At 62.5% G+C, this 17,225-nt stretch carries 20 protein-coding genes; 8 read left to right on the forward strand and 12 right to left on the reverse strand.

Annotation, left to right across the window (positions count from 1 at the left end):
- Positions 1-20 precede the first annotated feature (20 nt).
- The 5 genes from KUD11_RS08720 to KUD11_RS08740 form a co-directional block, all read right to left on the reverse strand.
- Positions 21-656, reverse strand: a complete 636-nt coding sequence (locus KUD11_RS08720; protein WP_109385048.1) for a glutathione S-transferase family protein — start codon at positions 654-656, stop codon at positions 21-23.
- A 64-nt stretch (positions 657-720) separates the two neighbouring features.
- Positions 721-933, reverse strand: a complete 213-nt coding sequence (locus KUD11_RS08725) for a hypothetical protein (protein ID WP_109385047.1) — start codon at positions 931-933, stop codon at positions 721-723.
- 16 nt (positions 934-949) lie between these two features.
- Positions 950-2,725 carry an acyl-CoA dehydrogenase C-terminal domain-containing protein gene (locus KUD11_RS08730; RefSeq protein ID WP_109385046.1) on the reverse strand — a complete coding sequence of 592 codons (1,776 nt, stop codon included), beginning with the start codon at positions 2,723-2,725 and terminating at the stop codon, positions 950-952.
- Positions 2,726-2,792: 67 nt separating this feature from the next.
- Positions 2,793-3,194, reverse strand: a complete 402-nt coding sequence (locus KUD11_RS08735) for a MerR family transcriptional regulator (protein WP_109385045.1) — start codon at positions 3,192-3,194, stop codon at positions 2,793-2,795.
- Between the two features lie 123 nt (positions 3,195-3,317).
- Positions 3,318-3,689, reverse strand: a complete 372-nt coding sequence (locus KUD11_RS08740; RefSeq protein ID WP_109385044.1) for a MerR family transcriptional regulator — start codon at positions 3,687-3,689, stop codon at positions 3,318-3,320.
- 169 nt (positions 3,690-3,858) lie between these two features.
- Between KUD11_RS08740 and KUD11_RS08745 the strand changes: the two genes are divergently transcribed.
- Genes KUD11_RS08745 through KUD11_RS08755 form a run of 3 tightly spaced genes read left to right on the forward strand, consistent with a single transcriptional unit; the run spans position 3,859 to position 6,106 of the window.
- Entirely contained in the window at positions 3,859-4,281 is a 423-nt protein-coding gene (locus tag KUD11_RS08745; RefSeq protein WP_109385043.1) for a PaaI family thioesterase, read from the forward strand.
- A gap of 3 nt (positions 4,282-4,284) precedes the next feature.
- Positions 4,285-4,794 (forward strand): PaaI family thioesterase, encoded by a 510-nt coding sequence (locus KUD11_RS08750; RefSeq protein ID WP_109385042.1) that lies wholly within the window; start codon positions 4,285-4,287, stop codon positions 4,792-4,794.
- On the forward strand, positions 4,787-6,106 hold the full coding sequence (locus KUD11_RS08755; RefSeq protein ID WP_109385041.1) for an MATE family efflux transporter: 1,320 nt from the start codon (positions 4,787-4,789) through the stop codon (positions 6,104-6,106). Before KUD11_RS08750 ends, KUD11_RS08755 begins: the two co-directional genes overlap by 8 nt.
- On the opposite strand, the gene KUD11_RS08760 is transcribed toward KUD11_RS08755, so the two are convergent.
- From KUD11_RS08760 to KUD11_RS08770, 3 genes are read right to left on the reverse strand one after another with little or no spacing between them, the layout of a single operon-like run.
- On the reverse strand, positions 6,103-7,665 hold the full coding sequence (locus tag KUD11_RS08760; RefSeq protein ID WP_181375349.1) for an MFS transporter: 1,563 nt from the start codon (positions 7,663-7,665) through the stop codon (positions 6,103-6,105). The genes KUD11_RS08755 and KUD11_RS08760 overlap by 4 nt on opposite strands.
- Positions 7,666-7,715: 50 nt before the next feature.
- Positions 7,716-8,774 (reverse strand): quinone-dependent dihydroorotate dehydrogenase, encoded by a 1,059-nt coding sequence (locus KUD11_RS08765; protein ID WP_109385040.1) that lies wholly within the window; start codon positions 8,772-8,774, stop codon positions 7,716-7,718.
- Positions 8,771-9,109 carry a DUF952 domain-containing protein gene (locus tag KUD11_RS08770; RefSeq protein ID WP_109388023.1) on the reverse strand — a complete coding sequence of 113 codons (339 nt, stop codon included), beginning with the start codon at positions 9,107-9,109 and terminating at the stop codon, positions 8,771-8,773. The genes KUD11_RS08765 and KUD11_RS08770 overlap by 4 nt, the downstream gene beginning before the upstream one ends.
- A gap of 190 nt (positions 9,110-9,299) precedes the next feature.
- Here KUD11_RS08770 and KUD11_RS08775 point away from each other — a divergent pair, with 190 nt between their 5' ends.
- On the forward strand, positions 9,300-10,493 hold the full coding sequence (locus KUD11_RS08775) for a class I SAM-dependent methyltransferase (protein WP_109385039.1): 1,194 nt from the start codon (positions 9,300-9,302) through the stop codon (positions 10,491-10,493).
- Between the two features lie 4 nt (positions 10,494-10,497).
- Complete coding sequence (locus tag KUD11_RS08780; RefSeq protein WP_109385038.1) at positions 10,498-11,100, forward strand: SOS response-associated peptidase; 603 nt, start codon at positions 10,498-10,500, stop codon at positions 11,098-11,100.
- A 9-nt stretch (positions 11,101-11,109) separates the two neighbouring features.
- Here the strand turns inward: KUD11_RS08780 and KUD11_RS08785 are convergent, their stop codons facing one another.
- The 3 genes from KUD11_RS08785 to KUD11_RS08795 are packed head-to-tail and all read right to left on the reverse strand — an operon-like array spanning position 11,110 to position 13,198.
- Positions 11,110-11,649, reverse strand: a complete 540-nt coding sequence (locus tag KUD11_RS08785; RefSeq protein WP_109385037.1) for an adenine phosphoribosyltransferase — start codon at positions 11,647-11,649, stop codon at positions 11,110-11,112.
- 22 nt (positions 11,650-11,671) lie between these two features.
- Positions 11,672-12,304: a LysE family translocator gene (locus KUD11_RS08790; RefSeq protein WP_109385036.1), complete on the reverse strand. Its 633-nt coding sequence runs from the start codon at positions 12,302-12,304 to the stop codon at positions 11,672-11,674.
- 12 nt (positions 12,305-12,316) lie between these two features.
- Positions 12,317-13,198, reverse strand: a complete 882-nt coding sequence (locus tag KUD11_RS08795) for an S-methyl-5'-thioadenosine phosphorylase (RefSeq protein ID WP_109388021.1) — start codon at positions 13,196-13,198, stop codon at positions 12,317-12,319.
- Positions 13,199-13,443: 245 nt separating this feature from the next.
- Here KUD11_RS08795 and KUD11_RS08800 point away from each other — a divergent pair, with 245 nt between their 5' ends.
- Positions 13,444-15,063 (forward strand): SulP family inorganic anion transporter, encoded by a 1,620-nt coding sequence (locus tag KUD11_RS08800; protein ID WP_181375348.1) that lies wholly within the window; start codon positions 13,444-13,446, stop codon positions 15,061-15,063.
- Positions 15,064-15,093: 30 nt separating this feature from the next.
- Positions 15,094-16,011, forward strand: coding sequence for an AEC family transporter (locus KUD11_RS08805; protein ID WP_109385034.1), 918 nt, complete (start codon positions 15,094-15,096; stop codon positions 16,009-16,011).
- Between the two features lie 16 nt (positions 16,012-16,027).
- Here KUD11_RS08805 and KUD11_RS08810 read toward each other — a convergent pair whose 3' ends face one another.
- Positions 16,028-16,612 (reverse strand): flavin reductase family protein, encoded by a 585-nt coding sequence (locus KUD11_RS08810; protein ID WP_109385033.1) that lies wholly within the window; start codon positions 16,610-16,612, stop codon positions 16,028-16,030.
- A 97-nt stretch (positions 16,613-16,709) separates the two neighbouring features.
- Here KUD11_RS08810 and KUD11_RS08815 point away from each other — a divergent pair, with 97 nt between their 5' ends.
- Complete coding sequence (locus KUD11_RS08815) at positions 16,710-17,195, forward strand: GNAT family N-acetyltransferase (protein WP_109385032.1); 486 nt, start codon at positions 16,710-16,712, stop codon at positions 17,193-17,195.
- Positions 17,196-17,225: the final 30 nt, after the last annotated feature.

Below are 17,225 nucleotides of genomic sequence, written 5' to 3' on the forward strand. Positions count from 1 at the left end.
GGGTGTCAGGCAGGGTAGTATCAAGCACGGTCAGCGGGGCTGCCGGGCATCAAATTGTAAGGGTGCGCCCAGCCGGGCAGGGCCTCGATATGGCCAAGCCAACGGTCGATATTGGGCCAGTCGGCGCGGGAAAAGCCGAAGGGCTCGGGGTAGAAAAGATATCCGCAACAGCTGAGGTCGGCATTGGTCACGGCACTGCCCACGATCCAGTCGCGGCCCGTCAGATGCGCGTCAAGCACGGCATAGGCGGCTTTAAGACGGCCTTGGGTGAAGGTGATCACCTCGGCGGGGCGTTTGTCCTCTGGCAGGAAATTCATCAAGAACCGGGCCATCCCGGCTTGTGAGCTGAGCTTGTGATTGTCCCAGAACACCCAGCGCATCACCTCGCGCGCCTCCTCGGGGGTCTGGCCGCCGAATTTGCCGGTCTTTTCGGTGACATACATCTGGATGACGCCCGATTGGGTGATCGTGGTGTCGCCATCGACCAACACAGGCACTTCGCCCATCGTGTTAATCTTGCGAAACGCGTCTGTGCGGCCCTCACCGCCAAAGAAATCGACGTAGACAGGCTCCCACGCGGCGCCCGAAAGCTCCAGCGCCAGCGCGGCTTTATAGGCATTGCCGCTCTCGCCCATACAGTAGAGTTTCATTGTCATCGCGTGTCTCTCCGGTTCTGTGGTGCTGGCCGTCGCGCTGTCTGTGGTGCTGGGCTGCGTGTATTCATTTCTTGCGCGCCTCTAGATCGGTATTGAATATCCTCAGGCGGTGCTCGAACGTGTCTTCGTTGATCACACTGTCGAAATTCTCAAAGAGAAACGACAGCGCCTCGCCCTCGTCCAGCCCCGCCTCCTGACTGAATTTGCGCAGCCGGCGGTAGCCATCTTCGGTCATGGCCGCGTTGAAGCGGCGGGTGAGGCGAAAGCGTTTGGGCATGGGTTTCCCTTCGGGGTCAGAACTGGCTGGCCTCTAGCGACATGACGGTCTCCGCGCCGGTCTCAATCCGGGCGAGGCGCAGCGCTGTGGCGGGCAGGCGGCGCGCCATATAGTAACGCCCGGTGGCCAGCTTTGTCTCGTAAAATGCTCGGTCCCCGGTGCCCTCGTCCAGCTTTGCAAGGGCGGCTTTCGCCATGCGCGCCCACATCAGGCCAAGGCAGACATGGCCAAAGAGATGCATGAAATCATAGCTGCCCGCGAGGGCGGCGTTTGGATTTTTCATGCCGTTCTGCATGAAGAACATGCCCGCCGCCTGAAGATCCTTGGAGGCCTTTTTCAAAGGCTCGGTGAAAGGCTCCATGCCGGGCGTGTCGGCGTTTTCCTTGCAGAAGGTTTTGACCATATCAAAGAAGGCCATTACATGCTTGCCGCTGTCCTGGGCCAGCTTGCGGCCCACCAGATCAAGCGCCTGTACGCCGTTTGCTCCCTCGTAGATCATCGCGATCCGGGCGTCGCGCGTATATTGCGACATGCCCCATTCTTCGATGTAGCCATGCCCGCCGTAAACCTGTTGTGCCAGCACGGTCATGTCGTAGCCCTCGTCGGTGAGGAACCCCTTGATCACGGGTGTCATCAGCGAGATCAGGCCTTCGGCAGCGGCATCATCGCTGCGCATCGACCGGTCGATCAGGTGCGAGCCCCAAAGAAGAAATGCACGGCCCCCTTCGATGAAGCTCTTTTGATCCATAAGGCTGCGGCGGATATCGGGGTGCACGATCAGCGGATCAGCGGGGCCGTCCGCATTTTCCGCGCCCGTCACGGCGCGGCCCTGAAGGCGGTCCTTGGCGTAGATCACGGCGTTTTGGTAAGCCGCCTCGGCCTGAGCGAGGCCCTGCATGCCCACACCGATCCGCGCCTCGTTCATCATGGTGAACATCGCGCGCATACCTTTGTGCATATCGCCCAAGAGATATCCCTTGGCCCCGTCATAATTCATCACGCAGGTGGAGTTGCCGTGGATGCCCATCTTGTGCTCGATCGCCCCACAGGACACGCCGTTGCGGCCCCCAAGGGTGCCATCAGCGTTCACGTGGAATTTGGGTACGATAAAGAGCGACACACCCTTGATGCCCTCTGGCCCGCCGGGGATCTTAGCCAGCACCAGATGGATGATATTCTCGGCCATGTCATGCTCGCCCGAGGAGATGAAGATCTTTTGCCCTGTCAGGGCATAGGAGCCATCGACCTGCGGTTCTGCCTTGGTGCGCATGAGGCCAAGATCGGTGCCGCAATGGGGTTCGGTCAGGTTCATCGTGCCGGTCCATTCACACGACGTCATCTTGGGCAGATAGGTATCTTTTTGTGCTTGAGTGCCATGCGCAAGGATCGCGGAGGCCGCACCATGGGTGAGGCCCTGATACATGGTGAAGGACATGTTCGCGGCCGAGGAAATCTCGCCTACAGCCGTGTACATCACATATGGCATGTTCTGCCCGCCATATTCCTCGGGTAGGTCTACGGCCGTCCAGCCGCCCTCTTTCACCTGCTCAAACGCCTCTTTGAAGCCGGTGGGCGTGCGCACCACGCCGTTTTCCAATGTGCAGCCTTCGGTGTCGCCCACGAGGTTTAGGGGGGCCAGAACACCCGATGCGATCTTGCCCGCCTCCTCAAAAATGGCGGCGGTGAAATCGGCGTCCAGATCGGCGTAGCCGGGTGTCTCTTGGTGCGAGGCTTCGAGCACATCGTGGAGAATGAATTGCATGTCTTGGATGGGGGCGGTGTAGCTGGGCATCGTCGGCTTTCCCTGTCTTAGGCGTGTCGGTGTTGCGGGCACGCATGTGTGCCGCGACGGCTGCGCTTTATTCGGCGGCCTTGTCGGATTTGGAGCGCGCGACCAGGGTCTGCTCCACCCATGTCATCTGCTCGCGCAGCTCATTGATGGCGCCACTTAGCTCGTCGCGTTGAACCTCCATGTCACGCAGGCGCTCGGCGGCAAGCTCGTGCGTGCGCAGCATTTGGGTGTGTTGCTGATCGCCCGTGTCGTAGAGGTCCAGGAGTTGCCGGATCTCCTCAAGGGTGAAGCCAAAGCGCTTTCCGCGCAGGATCAGCTTGAGCCGGGCGCGGTCGCGTTTGGTGAAGAGGCGCTTTTGACCCTCGCGGATTGGCGCGAGCAATTCCTTGGCCTCGTAAAAGCGCAAGGTGCGCGGTGTTACCTCGAACGTGTCGCACATTTCGCGGATTGTCAGTGTGTTGTTTGCCATGGGTCATGGGCCCCTGTCTTGTGTCTCGGTTACCCTTGATCTGGGGCGGTGAGGGGGCGGATGCAACAGCACATGACGTTGACGTAAACAAGACGTTACGTCACTTTGGGTGCTCGTTTGGGCTTAGCCCTTCAAATTCCCCGCCGTGACGTCGCGCAACGCCTGAAGCTCGGCTGTGGCCGTGTCAATTTGGGTGCGTTGCTCGGCCAATTCGGCGAGTTGCTTGTCCGCGAGGGCGATCCAGCTGCGCATCTGCGCTTCGGTGCCTTCGTTCTCATAGATCAACAGCCATTGCCGGATATCCTCCAGCGAGAATCCGAATTTGCGCCCCCGCAGGATCAGCGTCATTCTGGCTTTTTCGCGTGGCCCGTAGAGCCGCGAGCGCCCTTGCCGCTCGGGGTGCAGGAGCTCGATATACTCGTAATATCTCAGGGTGCGCGGGGTCACATCGAAATGCGCGCACATCTGTTTGAGCGTGAGGAGCGTTTCGGGCATTGGCGATCCTGACCTGTCAGGATGATGAGTGGGCTTACAAGACTGCCTGAAAATGTGGCATAAATAAAGCCCTGCGAGAGGAAGACATGATCACAAGTTAGTGCTTGCGCCCCTGCGACCAACGGCAAATAAAGAGGCCACTCCGAGCTTGAGGCCCTATTGCCGCGCCATGCCAGACACACCCAACCATCCCGCCATGGCCTTTTTTCAGGCGCTGCCCCATGCCCAAGCGCTGGGCGTGATCGCGCAGAAGATGGCCCAAGGTCATGCCGAGATGTCGATGCCATGGTCCGAAGATCTGGTGGGCGATCCTGAAACGGGTGTGATCCATGGCGGTGCGGTCAGCGCGCTTATGGACACCTGTTGCGGTGCCGCCGCGATGAGCCATCCCAGCGCCAAGGGGGCTACGGCCACGATTGGTCTGCGCATTGATTACATGCGTCCCGCCACGCCTGGACAGACTGTGCGCGCTGTGGCCGAGTGTTTTCACGTCACCCGCTCGGTCGCGTTTGTGCGGGCGATGGCGCTTGATGACGATACGACGCGCCCGGTGGCCACGGCGACCGGCACGTTCACGATTGCGGAGGCCTGAGCGATGGCGCGCACCCGGCCCGAGCCTGTGCAGGTGATCAAGCAGCGCCGCGACGAGGCGCTGACCGCCCTTGTGACGGGCGTGGCCTATATTCGCTTTCTGGGAATTGAGTTTGACAGGCGCGGGGATGAACTGACCGCACTCATGCCGTTTCGCGAGGCATTGATCGGCAACCCGCAACTGCCTGCACTGCACGGCGGGGCCACAGCCGCGTTTCTGGAGGTGACGGCCATCATCGGCCTCAGCTGGGCCATGCTCTGGCCCGAGATCGAAAGCGGTGCGTTTGACGCAGGACGCCTTGCTGCCGGGCAAATGCCGCGCCTGCCCAAGACGATTGATTTCACCGTGGATTACCTGCGCTCGGGCTTGCCGCGTGATGCCTATGCGCGCGCCGAGATTTCGCGGGCCGGACGGCGCTATGCCTCTGTGCGCGTGGAGGCGTGGCAGGACAACCGCGCGCGGGCCTTTGCACAAGGTGCGGGCCACTTCCTGATGCCGCGCCGCGATGTCTGACCCCGCCGCACCCCGCGAGATCACGCATAAACGTGTTCTCAATGTCGCGGTGCCCATCGTCATATCCAACGCGACCATACCGCTTCTGGGCCTTGTCGATACGGGTGTGGTCGGACAGTTGGGGGAGGCGGCACCGATTGGGGCTGTGGGCATAGGCGCGATTGTTCTGACCTCGATTTACTGGCTCTTCGGCTTTCTGCGTATGGGCACGAGCGGGCTTGCAGCCCAAGCGCATGGCGCGGGCGAGACAGGCGAGGTGGCCGCTTTGCTGACCCGCGCCTTGATGATCGGGGTGGTGTCTGGCGTGGTGCTGATCCTCGTACAGGTGCCGCTATTCTGGGGCGCGTTTCAGATTGCCCCCGCCAGTGATGAGGTCGAGACCCTCGCGCAGGGCTATATGGAGATCCGCATCTGGAGCGGACCTGCACTGATCGCGATGTATGGCGTCACCGGCTGGCTGATTGCGCTGGAGCGGACGCGGGCCGTTTTGCTCATTCAACTGGTGATGAACGGGTTAAACATTGCGCTGAACTTTTGGTTCGTGCTGGGCCTTGATCTGGGGGTAAACGGCGTGGCTTGGGCCACGTTCATTGCGGAATGGTGCGGGCTGATACTGGGCCTGTGGCTCTGCCGCGAGGCGTTTCGGGTGCCTGCGTGGTGCGACTGGCCCCGCGTGTTTGACCGGGTGCGGCTCAAACGAATGGCGGTGGTGAACTCCGACATCTTGATGCGGGCGCTGATGATCCAGATGATTTTCGTCTCGTTTCTTTTTCTCGCGGCTGATTTTGGCGACACGACCCTCGCGGCCAATCAGGTGTTGGTGCAGCTTCTCTATGTCACCTCCTACACGATGGACGGGTTCGCCATCGCGGCGGAATCTCTGGTGGGCCAAGCGGTGGGGGCCAAAGCGCGCGCAAGGCTGCGCCGGGCGGCGATCGTGACCAGCCAATGGGGGCTTGGGGCCTGCGTTTTGATGGCCGCCGGGTTTGCGCTCGGCGGACCTGCGCTGATCGCGCTTATGGCCAAGGCGGAGGATGTGCGTGCGGCCGCCGTGATCTTCCTGCCCTATATGGTGGCAGCCCCAATCCTTGGTTGGGCCGCATGGATGCTGGATGGGATTTTCATCGGTGCGACCCGCACCCGCGACATGCGCAATATGATGGCGGTGAGCCTTGCGGTCTATGTCGCCGCCGTTCTGATCCTCGTGCCGGTGATGGGCAATCACGGGCTCTGGACGGCCCTTTTGATTTCCTTCGCGGTGCGTGGGGTGACGCTGGCGCTGCGCTATCCGGCGCTTGAGCGTGCGGTCTAGGCTGTCGTCCTGATCCTTGAGCGTTGGACGACCCATATGGTGATGAGCGGAGCGAGAAGGCCTATCAAGGCGGCAATGATCAGCACGGTGCCAAGTTGGCTGTAATCTGCCTGAATCGTAATCTCGCCTGTGCTGCGGTCGGTCACCTCGCGCGACACCACGAAGATCTGGTTGAGGTATTTCGTCAAAAGTGCGCTGGCCGAGAGGGCCAGATTGGTAAAAGACGCCATGACGGCAAAGAACGTGGCCTTGAGATTGTCGGGCGCATTACGCGCGATCCATGCCAGCATCGGGATGAGGGCGATCTGGCTGAGCGGACTTTCGGCGGCGGTATCGAGCACAGCGATGAAACGCGCATCGACCACACCCCCGGTCAGCGGTGCTGTGATATCCTGCACGCCATAGTAAAGCCCGATATTGGGCAGCGCCAGAACCCCGCCCAGCACGGTCAGCATCAGGTAGACCCAAACCAGCTTGTGCCCCGCAATCAGCGGCCTCAGCGCGATCATCGCGGCCAGTGTCAGGATGGCGGCCACCAGTTGCAGCACCGACAGGAACTGCTGATCAAAGCCCAGCACGTCGATGGAGAACCACGTGGCCCCCTGACCGGGCAGGGGCACGGCGCGGAAGACGAAGACGATAAGGGCGGTGCCGACGAGCATCCGCGCCTGCTCGGGCGTGAGCACACGGACCAGTTGGCGCATCAACGCGATGATGATGGTCATGGAGCCCGCAAAGACGATTTCCTGACTATAGGGCACATCCAAAAGCCCCACGATGAGCGAGAGGGCCACAAACGCGCCGCCGCCGATGAAATACCACGGGTTTGCCTTGGTGGGTGGGCCGGGCCGCTCCTCGAAGGGGCTGGGGTCCTGGCCTTGGGCGCGGGCACGTGCGGCGGCGCGGCGGCGTTGCAGCCCGGCCAGAACAACGCCGGAGACAGAGATCAGCGGCACGCAAAGGGCGATGGCGTAGATTTGGGCATAGACCTCGGATTTGGCCGCGTCCTCCAGCAGCTCAACCCCGGCAAAGCCCACGATATTGACGCCTGCCACAATCAGCGTGCCACCGATGAGGGCCACCCGGCCCAGCGTCTGCATCGTCGTGTGCAGCCCGCGCAGCGTGTCCTCATCAAGCGGCATGCCAGAGGCATCCACACTCGGCACCGCCTCCACCGACATGGCGTCGGCCACGGCGTCCTGAAGCACCAAACCGCAAGGCGCGAGCAATGTAGAGGTGACAAACCACGCCTCGGCGGGCATCACCATCTCCATCATCGCAGGCGCGGAGACCAGCAGATACATGATGCTGAGGCTTGCGCCCACAAGCGCCGCCCCGATCCAGATCAAAAGCCATTTCCAACGCCAGATAATATCCACCAGATGGCCCAGCGGCATTTTCAGCGCCCAAGGCAGCCCGGCCCAGAAAGCCAGCCCAGCAAGGAACGCGGCGCTCAGGTCAAGGTATTCCTTTACGAAAAACGTGCCCACGATGGCGGTCAGCGTGGATATCCCAAAGGCCAGATAGACCATGAGCGGGGGCAAGAAAGACCAGCGCATCTGGCGCGCAAGATCAAAGATTACGGCGTCGATCCACGTGGCGGCGCGGCTCACAGCCACGCCTCTCGTTTGGTGCCGACGGCGCTTGCGACGCTCGCGTGCCCGTCCGTCTCCAAGAGCCGCTCAAGCCCGTGGCAAATCTCTGGGATGAGCGAGAGCCCGCGATAGACCAGAGCGGAGTAAAGCTGCACCGCGCTCGCGCCTGCGCAAATCTTGGCATAGGCATCCTCGGCGCTCGCGATCCCGCCCACCCCGATAAGGGGCACGCGGCCTTTGCTGAGATGGCTGAGCTGCGCCAGAACCCGCGTCGACTTCTCCATAAGCGGCGCACCCGAAAGCCCGCCCGCCTCGGATTTATGCGCCGAGCGTAGGCCACCCCGGTCCAGCGTCGTGTTGGTCGCGATAATGCCGTGCAGGCCCGCGCTTTGCACCACGTCCACGATCTCGCCAAGGGCTGCATCATCCAAATCAGGGGCGATCTTGAGGAAGATCGGAATAGGTTTTTCCAGCCAATTGCGCGCCTCCATCACCCCTGCCAGAAGCGCGCTCAGCGCCGCACCGCCTTGCAGGTCCCGCAGCTTTTCGGTGTTTGGCGAGGAGACATTCACCGTCGCAAAATCAAGGTGCCGCCCGCAATGGGCCAGCACACGGGCAAAATCCTCAGCCCTGTCATCGCTGTCTTTATTGGCCCCAAGGTTGAGGCCGATAACCGCGTCTTTCGGTCGGGCGCAGAGCCGCTTGGCCGCCGCCTCCATCCCCTCGTTGTTAAAACCGAAGCGGTTGATCACCGCGCCATCCTCGGACAGACGGAAAAGCCGGGGCCTCGGGTTGCCCTCCTGCGCGCGCGGTGTGATCGCGCCTACCTCCAAAAAGCCAAAACCGGCCCGCGCCAAGGGCGCCAGTGCCTCAGCGTTTTTATCAAACCCAGCCGCCAGCCCCACAGGGTTCGCAAGCTGCAACCCCGCCACCTCGCACCGTAAACGCGCGCTTGTGATCTGCCCGGGCAATCGCACCGCGCCCAAGCGGAGCCCTTTGAGCGCCAGCCCATGCGCGCGCTCGGGATCGAACTGCCGCAACGCCGTCAGCCCTGCGCGTTCCCAAAGGCTCATTCCACCCCCGCCGGAAACTGATGCACGCCGCCGACCAAGGGCAAAGGCTGCGCCCATGCCACATCCGACAGGCGCAACGCGCGGTAAAGATGCGGAAACTCCGCCCCCCCGCGCGACACTTCCCATCTCAGGTTATCGCCCAGCCGCTCGGTCTCGACCCCCAAAAGCATGAGCCCCTCGGCCCCGGCAAAATGCTTGGCTGCCGTCTCCGCCGCCTGCGCGGGTGTCGAGAAATGCACGAACCCATCGGCCAGATCCACTGGTGCGCCCATGGTCTCGCCCTTGGCCCGCAGATCAGCCCATTCCGGGCCACGCAATATCTTATAAATCACCATGGCTCCCGTGATGCCCGGCAGGTCCAAAGCCGTCAAGGCCCGTGCTTCTTCTTGCCTCAAATATCCCGGGGGACGTGGAATTTCCGGTGGAAATTCAACGTGGGGCAGAGCCCCAATCCCCCTTAACAATCACGTGTGCACGGGGCATAGTTTGCAGGCCCCGATTTGCAGGTCCAGAGAAGGACGCCCGATGAACACCGTTAAAGATCAGTATGAGGCCTATCCCTATCCTGCCCGCGATCCGGCGGATGAGGCGAAGCGCCTCATTCAAGGCTCACCCTCGCATCCGTTGGAGTTTGACCATTTCCTTTATGGCGGCGCGCGGGACTGGTCACGGCCGCTGCGCGCGCTCTTTGCCGGGGGTGGCACCGGCGATGGTTTGATCCAGTTGGCGCAGATTATGGAACAGGTCGGCCGAAAGGCCGAGATCACCTATATTGACCTCAGCACGGCCTCGCGCCGCATCGCCGAGGCGCGGGCCAAGGCGCGCGGCTTGACCTCGATCCGCTTCCTGACCGGGTCACTTCTGGATGCGCCCGATCTCGGCCAGTTTGACTACATTGATTGCTGCGGTGTGCTGCATCACTTGGCCGATCCGGCGGCGGGATTTGAGGCTTTGCGCGCGGCGCTGGCGCCCGGCGGGGGTATGGGGTTCATGGTTTATGCTCCTTATGGCCGGGCCGGGGTCTACCCGCTTCAGGCCGCATTCGGCGCGCTCTATGCAGGGCAGCCGCCCGAGGCGCGGCTCAAGACGGCGCAGGCGATTGTGGCCAATCTGCCTGAGGGGCATGCCTTCCGAGCCAACACCAATCTGGGCGATCACAAGGACAGCGACGCAGGCTTCTATGACCTGCTGTTGCACTCACAAGACCGGGCGTTTGATGTGCCGGAGCTTTTGGAGATACTGGAGCAAACCGGCTGGGCGCTCAGCGGCTTCACGATGCCAGCGCTCTACGATCTGGCGCGGATCGCGCCTGTGCCGGAACACATGAGTGCTGCGGAGCAAATGGCCGTGGCCGAACAGCTGCGCGGGACGATCAAGACCCATGTGGGCTATCTCGTGGCCGCAGATGAGGCCCGCGGGCCTGCGCGCGGCACGGACCGGCGCCTTGTGCCACATCTCAAAGGCGTGGCGGCCCCGGCCTTGGCTCAGGCGATTGCCAAAGGGCAGGCCCCTAAGCTGACCTTTCCGGGCATTGAGGCCACGCTGCGCCTGCCAAAACCCTCGGCACCGCTCATTGCGGGGATCGACGGCAAACGCAGCCTTGCGGACCTTGCCGCAGGCGCGAAGATCGACCCGGTGGCGTTCGGCGCGCTTTGGCCCAAGGTGGAGGCGGAACTGACCTCTTGGGGGATGCTTCTCTACTCATCCATTCTGCGCTGAGCCGATGTGCGGACGATTCGCCCTCACCCTACCGGATGATGCGATGGCGCAGCTCTTTGCGGCGCGTCCCGGCAATGATCTGCCGCGCGTGCCAAACCGCAATGTTTGCCCGACGGATTCTGTGCATGTGGTGACGGCGGAGGGTGGGCGGAGCCTCTCGGCGATGCGCTGGGGCTTCTTGCCCGCGTGGTACAAAGCGCCGAACGCTGGCCCGCTTTTGATCAATGCGCGGGCCGAGACGGTTGCAACCAAGCCAGCCTTTCGGGAGGCGTGCCGGGCACGGCGCTGCCTGATTCCGGCCACGGCGTTTTATGAGTGGACTGGGGAGAAGGGTGCCAAACAGCCGTGGCGGATCGCGCGGAGCGATGGTGCGCCACTGGCTTTTGCGGGGATATGGCAACGCTGGGGGCCTGAGGGCTTGCCCACTTGTGCGATTGTCACTTGCGGGGCGAATGAGGTGATGGCGCGGCTGCATCATAGGATGCCGGTGATTGTGGAGCCCGGTGACTGGCCGCTCTGGCTGGGTGAGGCGGGGCATGGGGCGGCCACGCTGATGCAGGCTGCGGCGGAGGATGCTCTGGTGTTTGAGGATGGCGGGCCGGTTTAAGCTCTGGTCTCAGGCGCCGTCGAATGCGCAGATCGTTTGGACGTCCATACCGAGCGCTTCAAGCCGCTTTCGCCCGCCAAGCTCGGGCAGGTCCACTACAAACGCACAGCTCAGGATCTTGCCGCCCAAACGCTCGATCAGACGGATGCCTGCCTCAGCCGTTCCGCCTGTGGCCAGAAGATCATCAACCAGAAGGATCACCTCGCCCGCCTCGATCGCGTCCTCATGCAGTTCCACCGTGGCTGCGCCGTATTCCAGCGTATAGTCTTGGCTGATTACCGCACCGGGCAGCTTGCCCGCCTTGCGCACGGGCACAAACCCTGTGCCAAGCTGATGCGCCACCGCACCGCCCAGGATGAAGCCGCGCGCTTCAAGCCCGACCACTTTGTCAATCCGCTGTCCCGCGTAAGGATGCAGCATCTGATCGACGGCCATGCGCAGCCCTCGCGGATCGGCGAAAAGCGTGGTCACATCGCGGAACATGATGCCGGCATGGGGGAAATCGGGGATGGTGCGGATGTAATCGCGGACAGTTTTGGTGGGCTGCATTAATAAGGCTTTCGTAAATATATCAAGGATTTGCGGCACGGCGCAGGAAGGCTGTGGCGATGCCCATCGCAATCAGGGCCGTGCCGCCGCCACGGGTGAGCCATGTGATCACCGACGGCCGCCCGATCGTATGGCGCAGACGATCCGCAAGCAGCGCAAAGATCAGCGCGTTGAGCGCGGCGAGGGTGACGAATGTCGCGATGAGGATGGCGAATTGCGGCCCGAGCGGCGCATTCAGCGTCAGAAACTGGGGCACGAAGGCGACGAAGAAGGCGATGGATTTGGGGTTCAGCGCCGTGACGGCGGTGGCGTTCCAGAAGACGCCGCGCGAGGAGATTTCCGCGCCTTTGGGCAAGGCAAATCCTTGGGACGGGGCGCTTCGGATCAGCCTGACCCCCAGCCAGATCAGATAGATCGCACCGGCCCATTTGAGCACGGTAAAGAGCGTGGCCGAGGCCATGACCAGCGCACCGAGGCCCAGAAGTGAGGCGGTGATCGCGACGAAATCACCCAAGGCCACGCCCGCCGCACAGGAGACGGCAACGCTGCGGCCTTTGGAGAGCGCATAACTGAGCACCATAAGGACGGTCGGTCCGGGGATCAACAAGAGCGCGGTGGACGCGGCGACATAGGCCAGCCATATCTCGAAGGTCATTTTTGAGGCTCCTTATGAGCGGGTCAGAACGCGGCCCGCGACCGCATCAAGCCGCGCCAGAATGGCCGGATCACGCGCCTCGGGCGCTGTGATGATGGCGTATTCCAGCGCGCGGTCACAGCCATGGGGGCAGGGCGCGCGGTCCTTGCCCAGAAGTGTCGGGAGGGCCGCGATGGTGCTGCGTGCGTTGCCTGCATTGCCCATCAGCGTCTCGATGATCTGGGTCACATCCACCTCGCCATGATCTGGGTGCCAGCTGTCGTAATCGGTGATCATCGCTATGGATGCATAGCAAAGTTCCGCCTCGCGGGCGAGCTTCGCCTCGGGCATGCCCGTCATGCCAATCACGTCACAGCCCCAGGCCTCGCGGTAGAGTTTGCTTTCAGCCAGCGTTGAGAATTGCGGGCCTTCCATGGCCAGATACGTGCCGCCCTCGTGCACCGTCACGCCCGCATCGCGCGCGGCCTCAGCACATGCCGCACCGAGACGGGGGCAGGTCGGGTGCGCAACGCTCACATGCGCCACGCAGCCAGGGCCGAAGAAGGATTTCTCGCGTGCAAACGTCCGGTCAATATACTGGTCCACAATAACAAAATCGCCGGGTGCCATCGCCTCCCGAAACGAGCCACAAGCGCTGACCGAGATCACATCCGTGACGCCGAGCCGTTTGAGCGCGTCGATATTGGCACGGTAGGGAACATCGCTGGGGCTGAGCACGTGGCCACGCCCATGGCGCGGCAGGAAGGCCATAGCGACGCCATCAAGTGTGCCTGTCAGGATCTCATCCGAGGGCGTCCCCCAAGGGGTCTCGACCGCCTGCCAGCGCGCGTCCTTGAGCCCATCAAGATCATAGAGGCCCGATCCACCGATTACGCCGATCATTGTGTCTGCCATGTGCCTCATCCCTTTCATCGTCTCACCGATAACCTCTAGGGGGAGGGGGCGGAAAAAGGAACCTCTTTTGCGGCCCTATTGCATCGGTATCGCCGCGTTGCAGGGCGGGCATGCAGGCGCGGGGGCTGGCCATTGGGGCGCGCAGGGTCTATGCGCGCAGCAGACACCGGCGCGGGTGCGCCAGATAACAGATGAGGATCTGCCCTTTGAAAACCTCCCTCGCCAGCTTTGCCAAAAACCTGACCATGCCAGATTTGCGCGTGATGCAGGACGAGCCCTTCTCTGTGTCTCGCGTGCGGATCGAGCTTCTTGCGGGTCTCACCGTGGCGCTCGCCCTTGTGCCCGAGGCTGTGGCCTTTGCGTTTGTCGCGGGCGTGCATCCGCTGGTCGGGCTTTATGCGGCCTTCCTTGTGGGGCTGGTGACGGCCCTTATCGGTGGGCGGCCCGGAATGATCTCGGGCGCTACGGGTGCGCTGGCGGTGGTGATGGTGGCGCTTGTGGCGCAGCACGGGGTTGAATACCTCTTTGCCACCGTGGTTTTGATGGGGATCATTCAGGTCACGGCGGGCGCGCTTCGCTGGGGCAAGTTCATCCGGCTGGTGCCGCATCCGGTGATGCTCGGCTTCGTGAACGGGCTGGCCATTGTTATTTTTCTTGCGCAGATGGGGCAGTTCAAAGTGCCCGGCACGATGGAAAATACTGGGCACGGCATGAGCGGGGGCGAATGGCTCAGCGGCTCTGCGCTTTACATGATGCTGGCGCTCGTGGCGCTGACCATGGCGATTATCTGGCTCATGCCGCGCATCACCAAGATTGTGCCTGCGCCGCTTGCGGGCATCGGGATCGTGGCTGCCATCGTGATTCTCTTTGGCCTTGATGTGCCGCGCGTGGGTGATCTTGCTTCGATCCAAGGCGGATTGCCCAGCTTTCATAACCCGTTTGGCGAAGGCCTTGGCCTCTACGGCACGCCGCTCGCTCCGCTCAATTGGGAGACGTTTCAGATCATCCTGCCTTATGCGGTGATCCTCGCTGCAATCGGTTTGATCGAGAGCCTTCTGACGCTGAACCTTGTGGGCGAGATGACAAACAACCGGGGCGGCGCGAGCCAGGAATGTATTGCGCAGGGGCTGGCCAATACGCTGACCGGGTTTTTTGGTGGCATGGGCGGCTGCGCCATGATTGGACAGTCGATGATCAACGTGAAATCCGGCGGGCGCACGCGGATCGCGGGGATCACGGCGGCGCTGTGTTTGCTGATCTTTATCCTTTTTGCTGCCCCCGCGATTGAGCAGATACCGCTGGCCGCCCTTGTGGGGGTGATGTTCATGGTGGTGATCGGCACATTCGCGTGGAACTCACTGACGATCATGACCAAAGTGCCGCTGACGGATGCGTTGGTGATCATCCTCGTGACGGCTGTAACGGTGAAATACGACCTCGCGATTGCGGTGGTCGTAGGGGTGATTGTCTCCGCGTTGGCTTATGCGTGGAACAACGCCAAGCGCATCCACGCCAAGACCTACACCACGCCCGAGGGCGCGCGGGTCTACCAGATCGACGGCCCCTTGTTCTTCGGGTCCGCCGAAGGGTTTGGCGAGATTTTCGACGTGGCTGGGGATCCGGACCTCGTGATCGTGGATTTCGACCAAAGCCGGGTGGTGGACCAATCAGCACTTCAGGCGATCGAGGCTTTGGCGGGCAAGTATCAGGCCGCGGGCAAGGTGCTGCAACTGCGCCATCTCAGCCGCGATTGTCATAAGCTTCTGGCCAAGGCGGGGCATCTGATGATCGACAGCGATGATGACCCCGATTACATGGTCGCGGTGGATTATGATGTGCGGACGGGCATTCTGGGTGCGCATTGACGGTAAAGGGCTAAAGGTAATGCCGGCGATATGACATTCTGGGTGATCCTTGCTGGGCTGATGCCATCCTTCGCGCTTGTGGGCCTTGGGGGGGTGGTGCGCACGCGGCTAAGCGAGACGGCGTGGCAGGGGCTTGATCGCCTCAATTTCGAGATATTCTTTCCGGCGCTTTTATTCGTTGCAGCCTCCAGCCGCCCGATTGAGCTGAGCGCGGTCGTCACCATGGCTCCTGCGATCTGGTCGCTTTTGGCGGCGGGCCTTGTTGCGGGTTATGGCGCTCGGCGGTTTGGGCCTGCGCGGTTTCTGGATTTCGCGGGCGGCTGGCAGACCGCTTGGCGGTTCAATTCGGCGCTGGCTATCGTAGCGGTAGGCGCGCTTAGCGGAGCGGACCCGGCGCTGATGGCGGTGGCGATTGGTATGGCGGTGCCGCTTGCCAATGTCTTTGCCGTCTCGGCGCTGTCGCGCGGCAGCGCGCTTGGGGGGTGGGGCACGCTACGGCGGATAGCGCTCAACCCTTTTTTGCTCGCTTCGCTCTCGGGGGTTGCGGTGGGCGTGTCGGGATACGCTGTGCCGGGTTTGGTTCTCGCACCGCTTGAACTTTTGGCGGTGGCGGCGATCCCGATTGCGTTGATTTCCGTGGGGGCGACGATGAACTGGGGCGCGCTTGCACGGCTCGACCGTTTCAGTGCGATCTTGTCTGGGGTGAAGCTGCTGCTGTTGCCGGGATTGGCGGTGGGCGGGGCGCTTTTGTTGGGCGTATCTGGGCCGCATGTCGCGGTGGTGGTGGTCTTTGCCGCATTGCCCACGGCGTCGGCGGCGCATGTGCTGGCCTCAGGCTTTGGCGCGAACCGCGAGGTTGTGGCTACGTTGGTCGCACAATCCACCTTGCTGAGCGCGCTGACATTGCCGATCTGGATGCTTGTGGCGCAGACGGTGTTTTTGCCGTGAGCGCTCTGCCGGGTGCTTAGTCGTCTGGACGGTCCAACGTAAACACCCGCTCCACCACCGCATAATCGCGATACCCCAGCCGCGCGAGGGGCTGGAATGTTGTCACGTCGAAACGGCCACCTTTGAGACAATCCTCGCGGATATGCACGCCCGTCACCGTGCCGAAGATGACGAAATTATCCTCGCCCTCCAGCTCCAGTATTTGCGTCATCCGGCATTCAAATGAGGCGGGCACACCAAGGATGCGGGGGCAGTCAATCGTTTCGCACTCCGCCACGTCAAGCCCGGCATGGGCGAACTCATCGACATGGCGCGGCAGGGCGGTGGAGGATTTATTCATAGGCCCGCGCATGTCGTGGGCCACGACATTGGTGCAAAACACGCCCGTCTCGCGGATGTTGTGGAGCGAATCCTTGGCCCCGTTGGAGGCGAACATGACCTGCGGTGGCGTGTAGGCCACCGCGTTGAAAAAGCTGTAGGGGGCCACGTTGCGCACGCCATCCGCGCCGATGGTGGATATCCAGCCGATGGGGCGTGGGGCCACTATGGCATTGAATGGATTATGCGGCAGGCCGTGGCCATCCTTGGGGCGGTAGAACATTTTTCGAGGCTCCTTTGCGCGCGGCATCAGTTGCGACAGGCCTAACGCCGTGCTACGCGACATGCCACTTGATTTTAGCCGCTGAAAGGCCCCGCCCGTGCTTGAGCTGCGCCCTGAGACAGAGGAGGATTGGTGGGAAGTGGAGGCGCTTTATGACCTCTGCTTTGCGCCGGGCCGTGAGGCGCTCAGCTCCTACCGTTTGCGCGATGGCGTGCCGCCTGTGGCGGGGTTGAGCATGGTTGCGCGCGATAGTGACGGGATTTTGGCGGGCGCGATCCGGTATTGGCCGGTGCGGATCGGCGCGCATGAGGCGATGCTTCTGGGCCCCATCGCGGTTCACCCGACGCGGCAGGGCGAGGGGCTGGGCGGGTTCTTGATGCGCTCCAGCCTTGAGGCAGCGCGCGATGGGGGCTGTCCGCGCGTGATGCTGGTGGGAGATGCGCCCTATTACGGCCGGTTCGGGTTCCGGCGGCTTGACGGGGTTGAGATGCCACCGCCGACCAACCCTGAGCGGGTTCTCGGCCTCGGCTTTGCGCCCGCCGCGTGGGACGGCGTGACCGGGAAAGTGACGCGGGCCGCTTGAAACCGCGCCTTGATGCGCCGATGTTACGTG

It is taken from the genome of Roseovarius carneus, assembly GCF_020141465.1.
In the GTDB taxonomy this organism is placed as follows: Bacteria; Pseudomonadota; Alphaproteobacteria; order Rhodobacterales; family Rhodobacteraceae; genus Roseovarius; species Roseovarius carneus.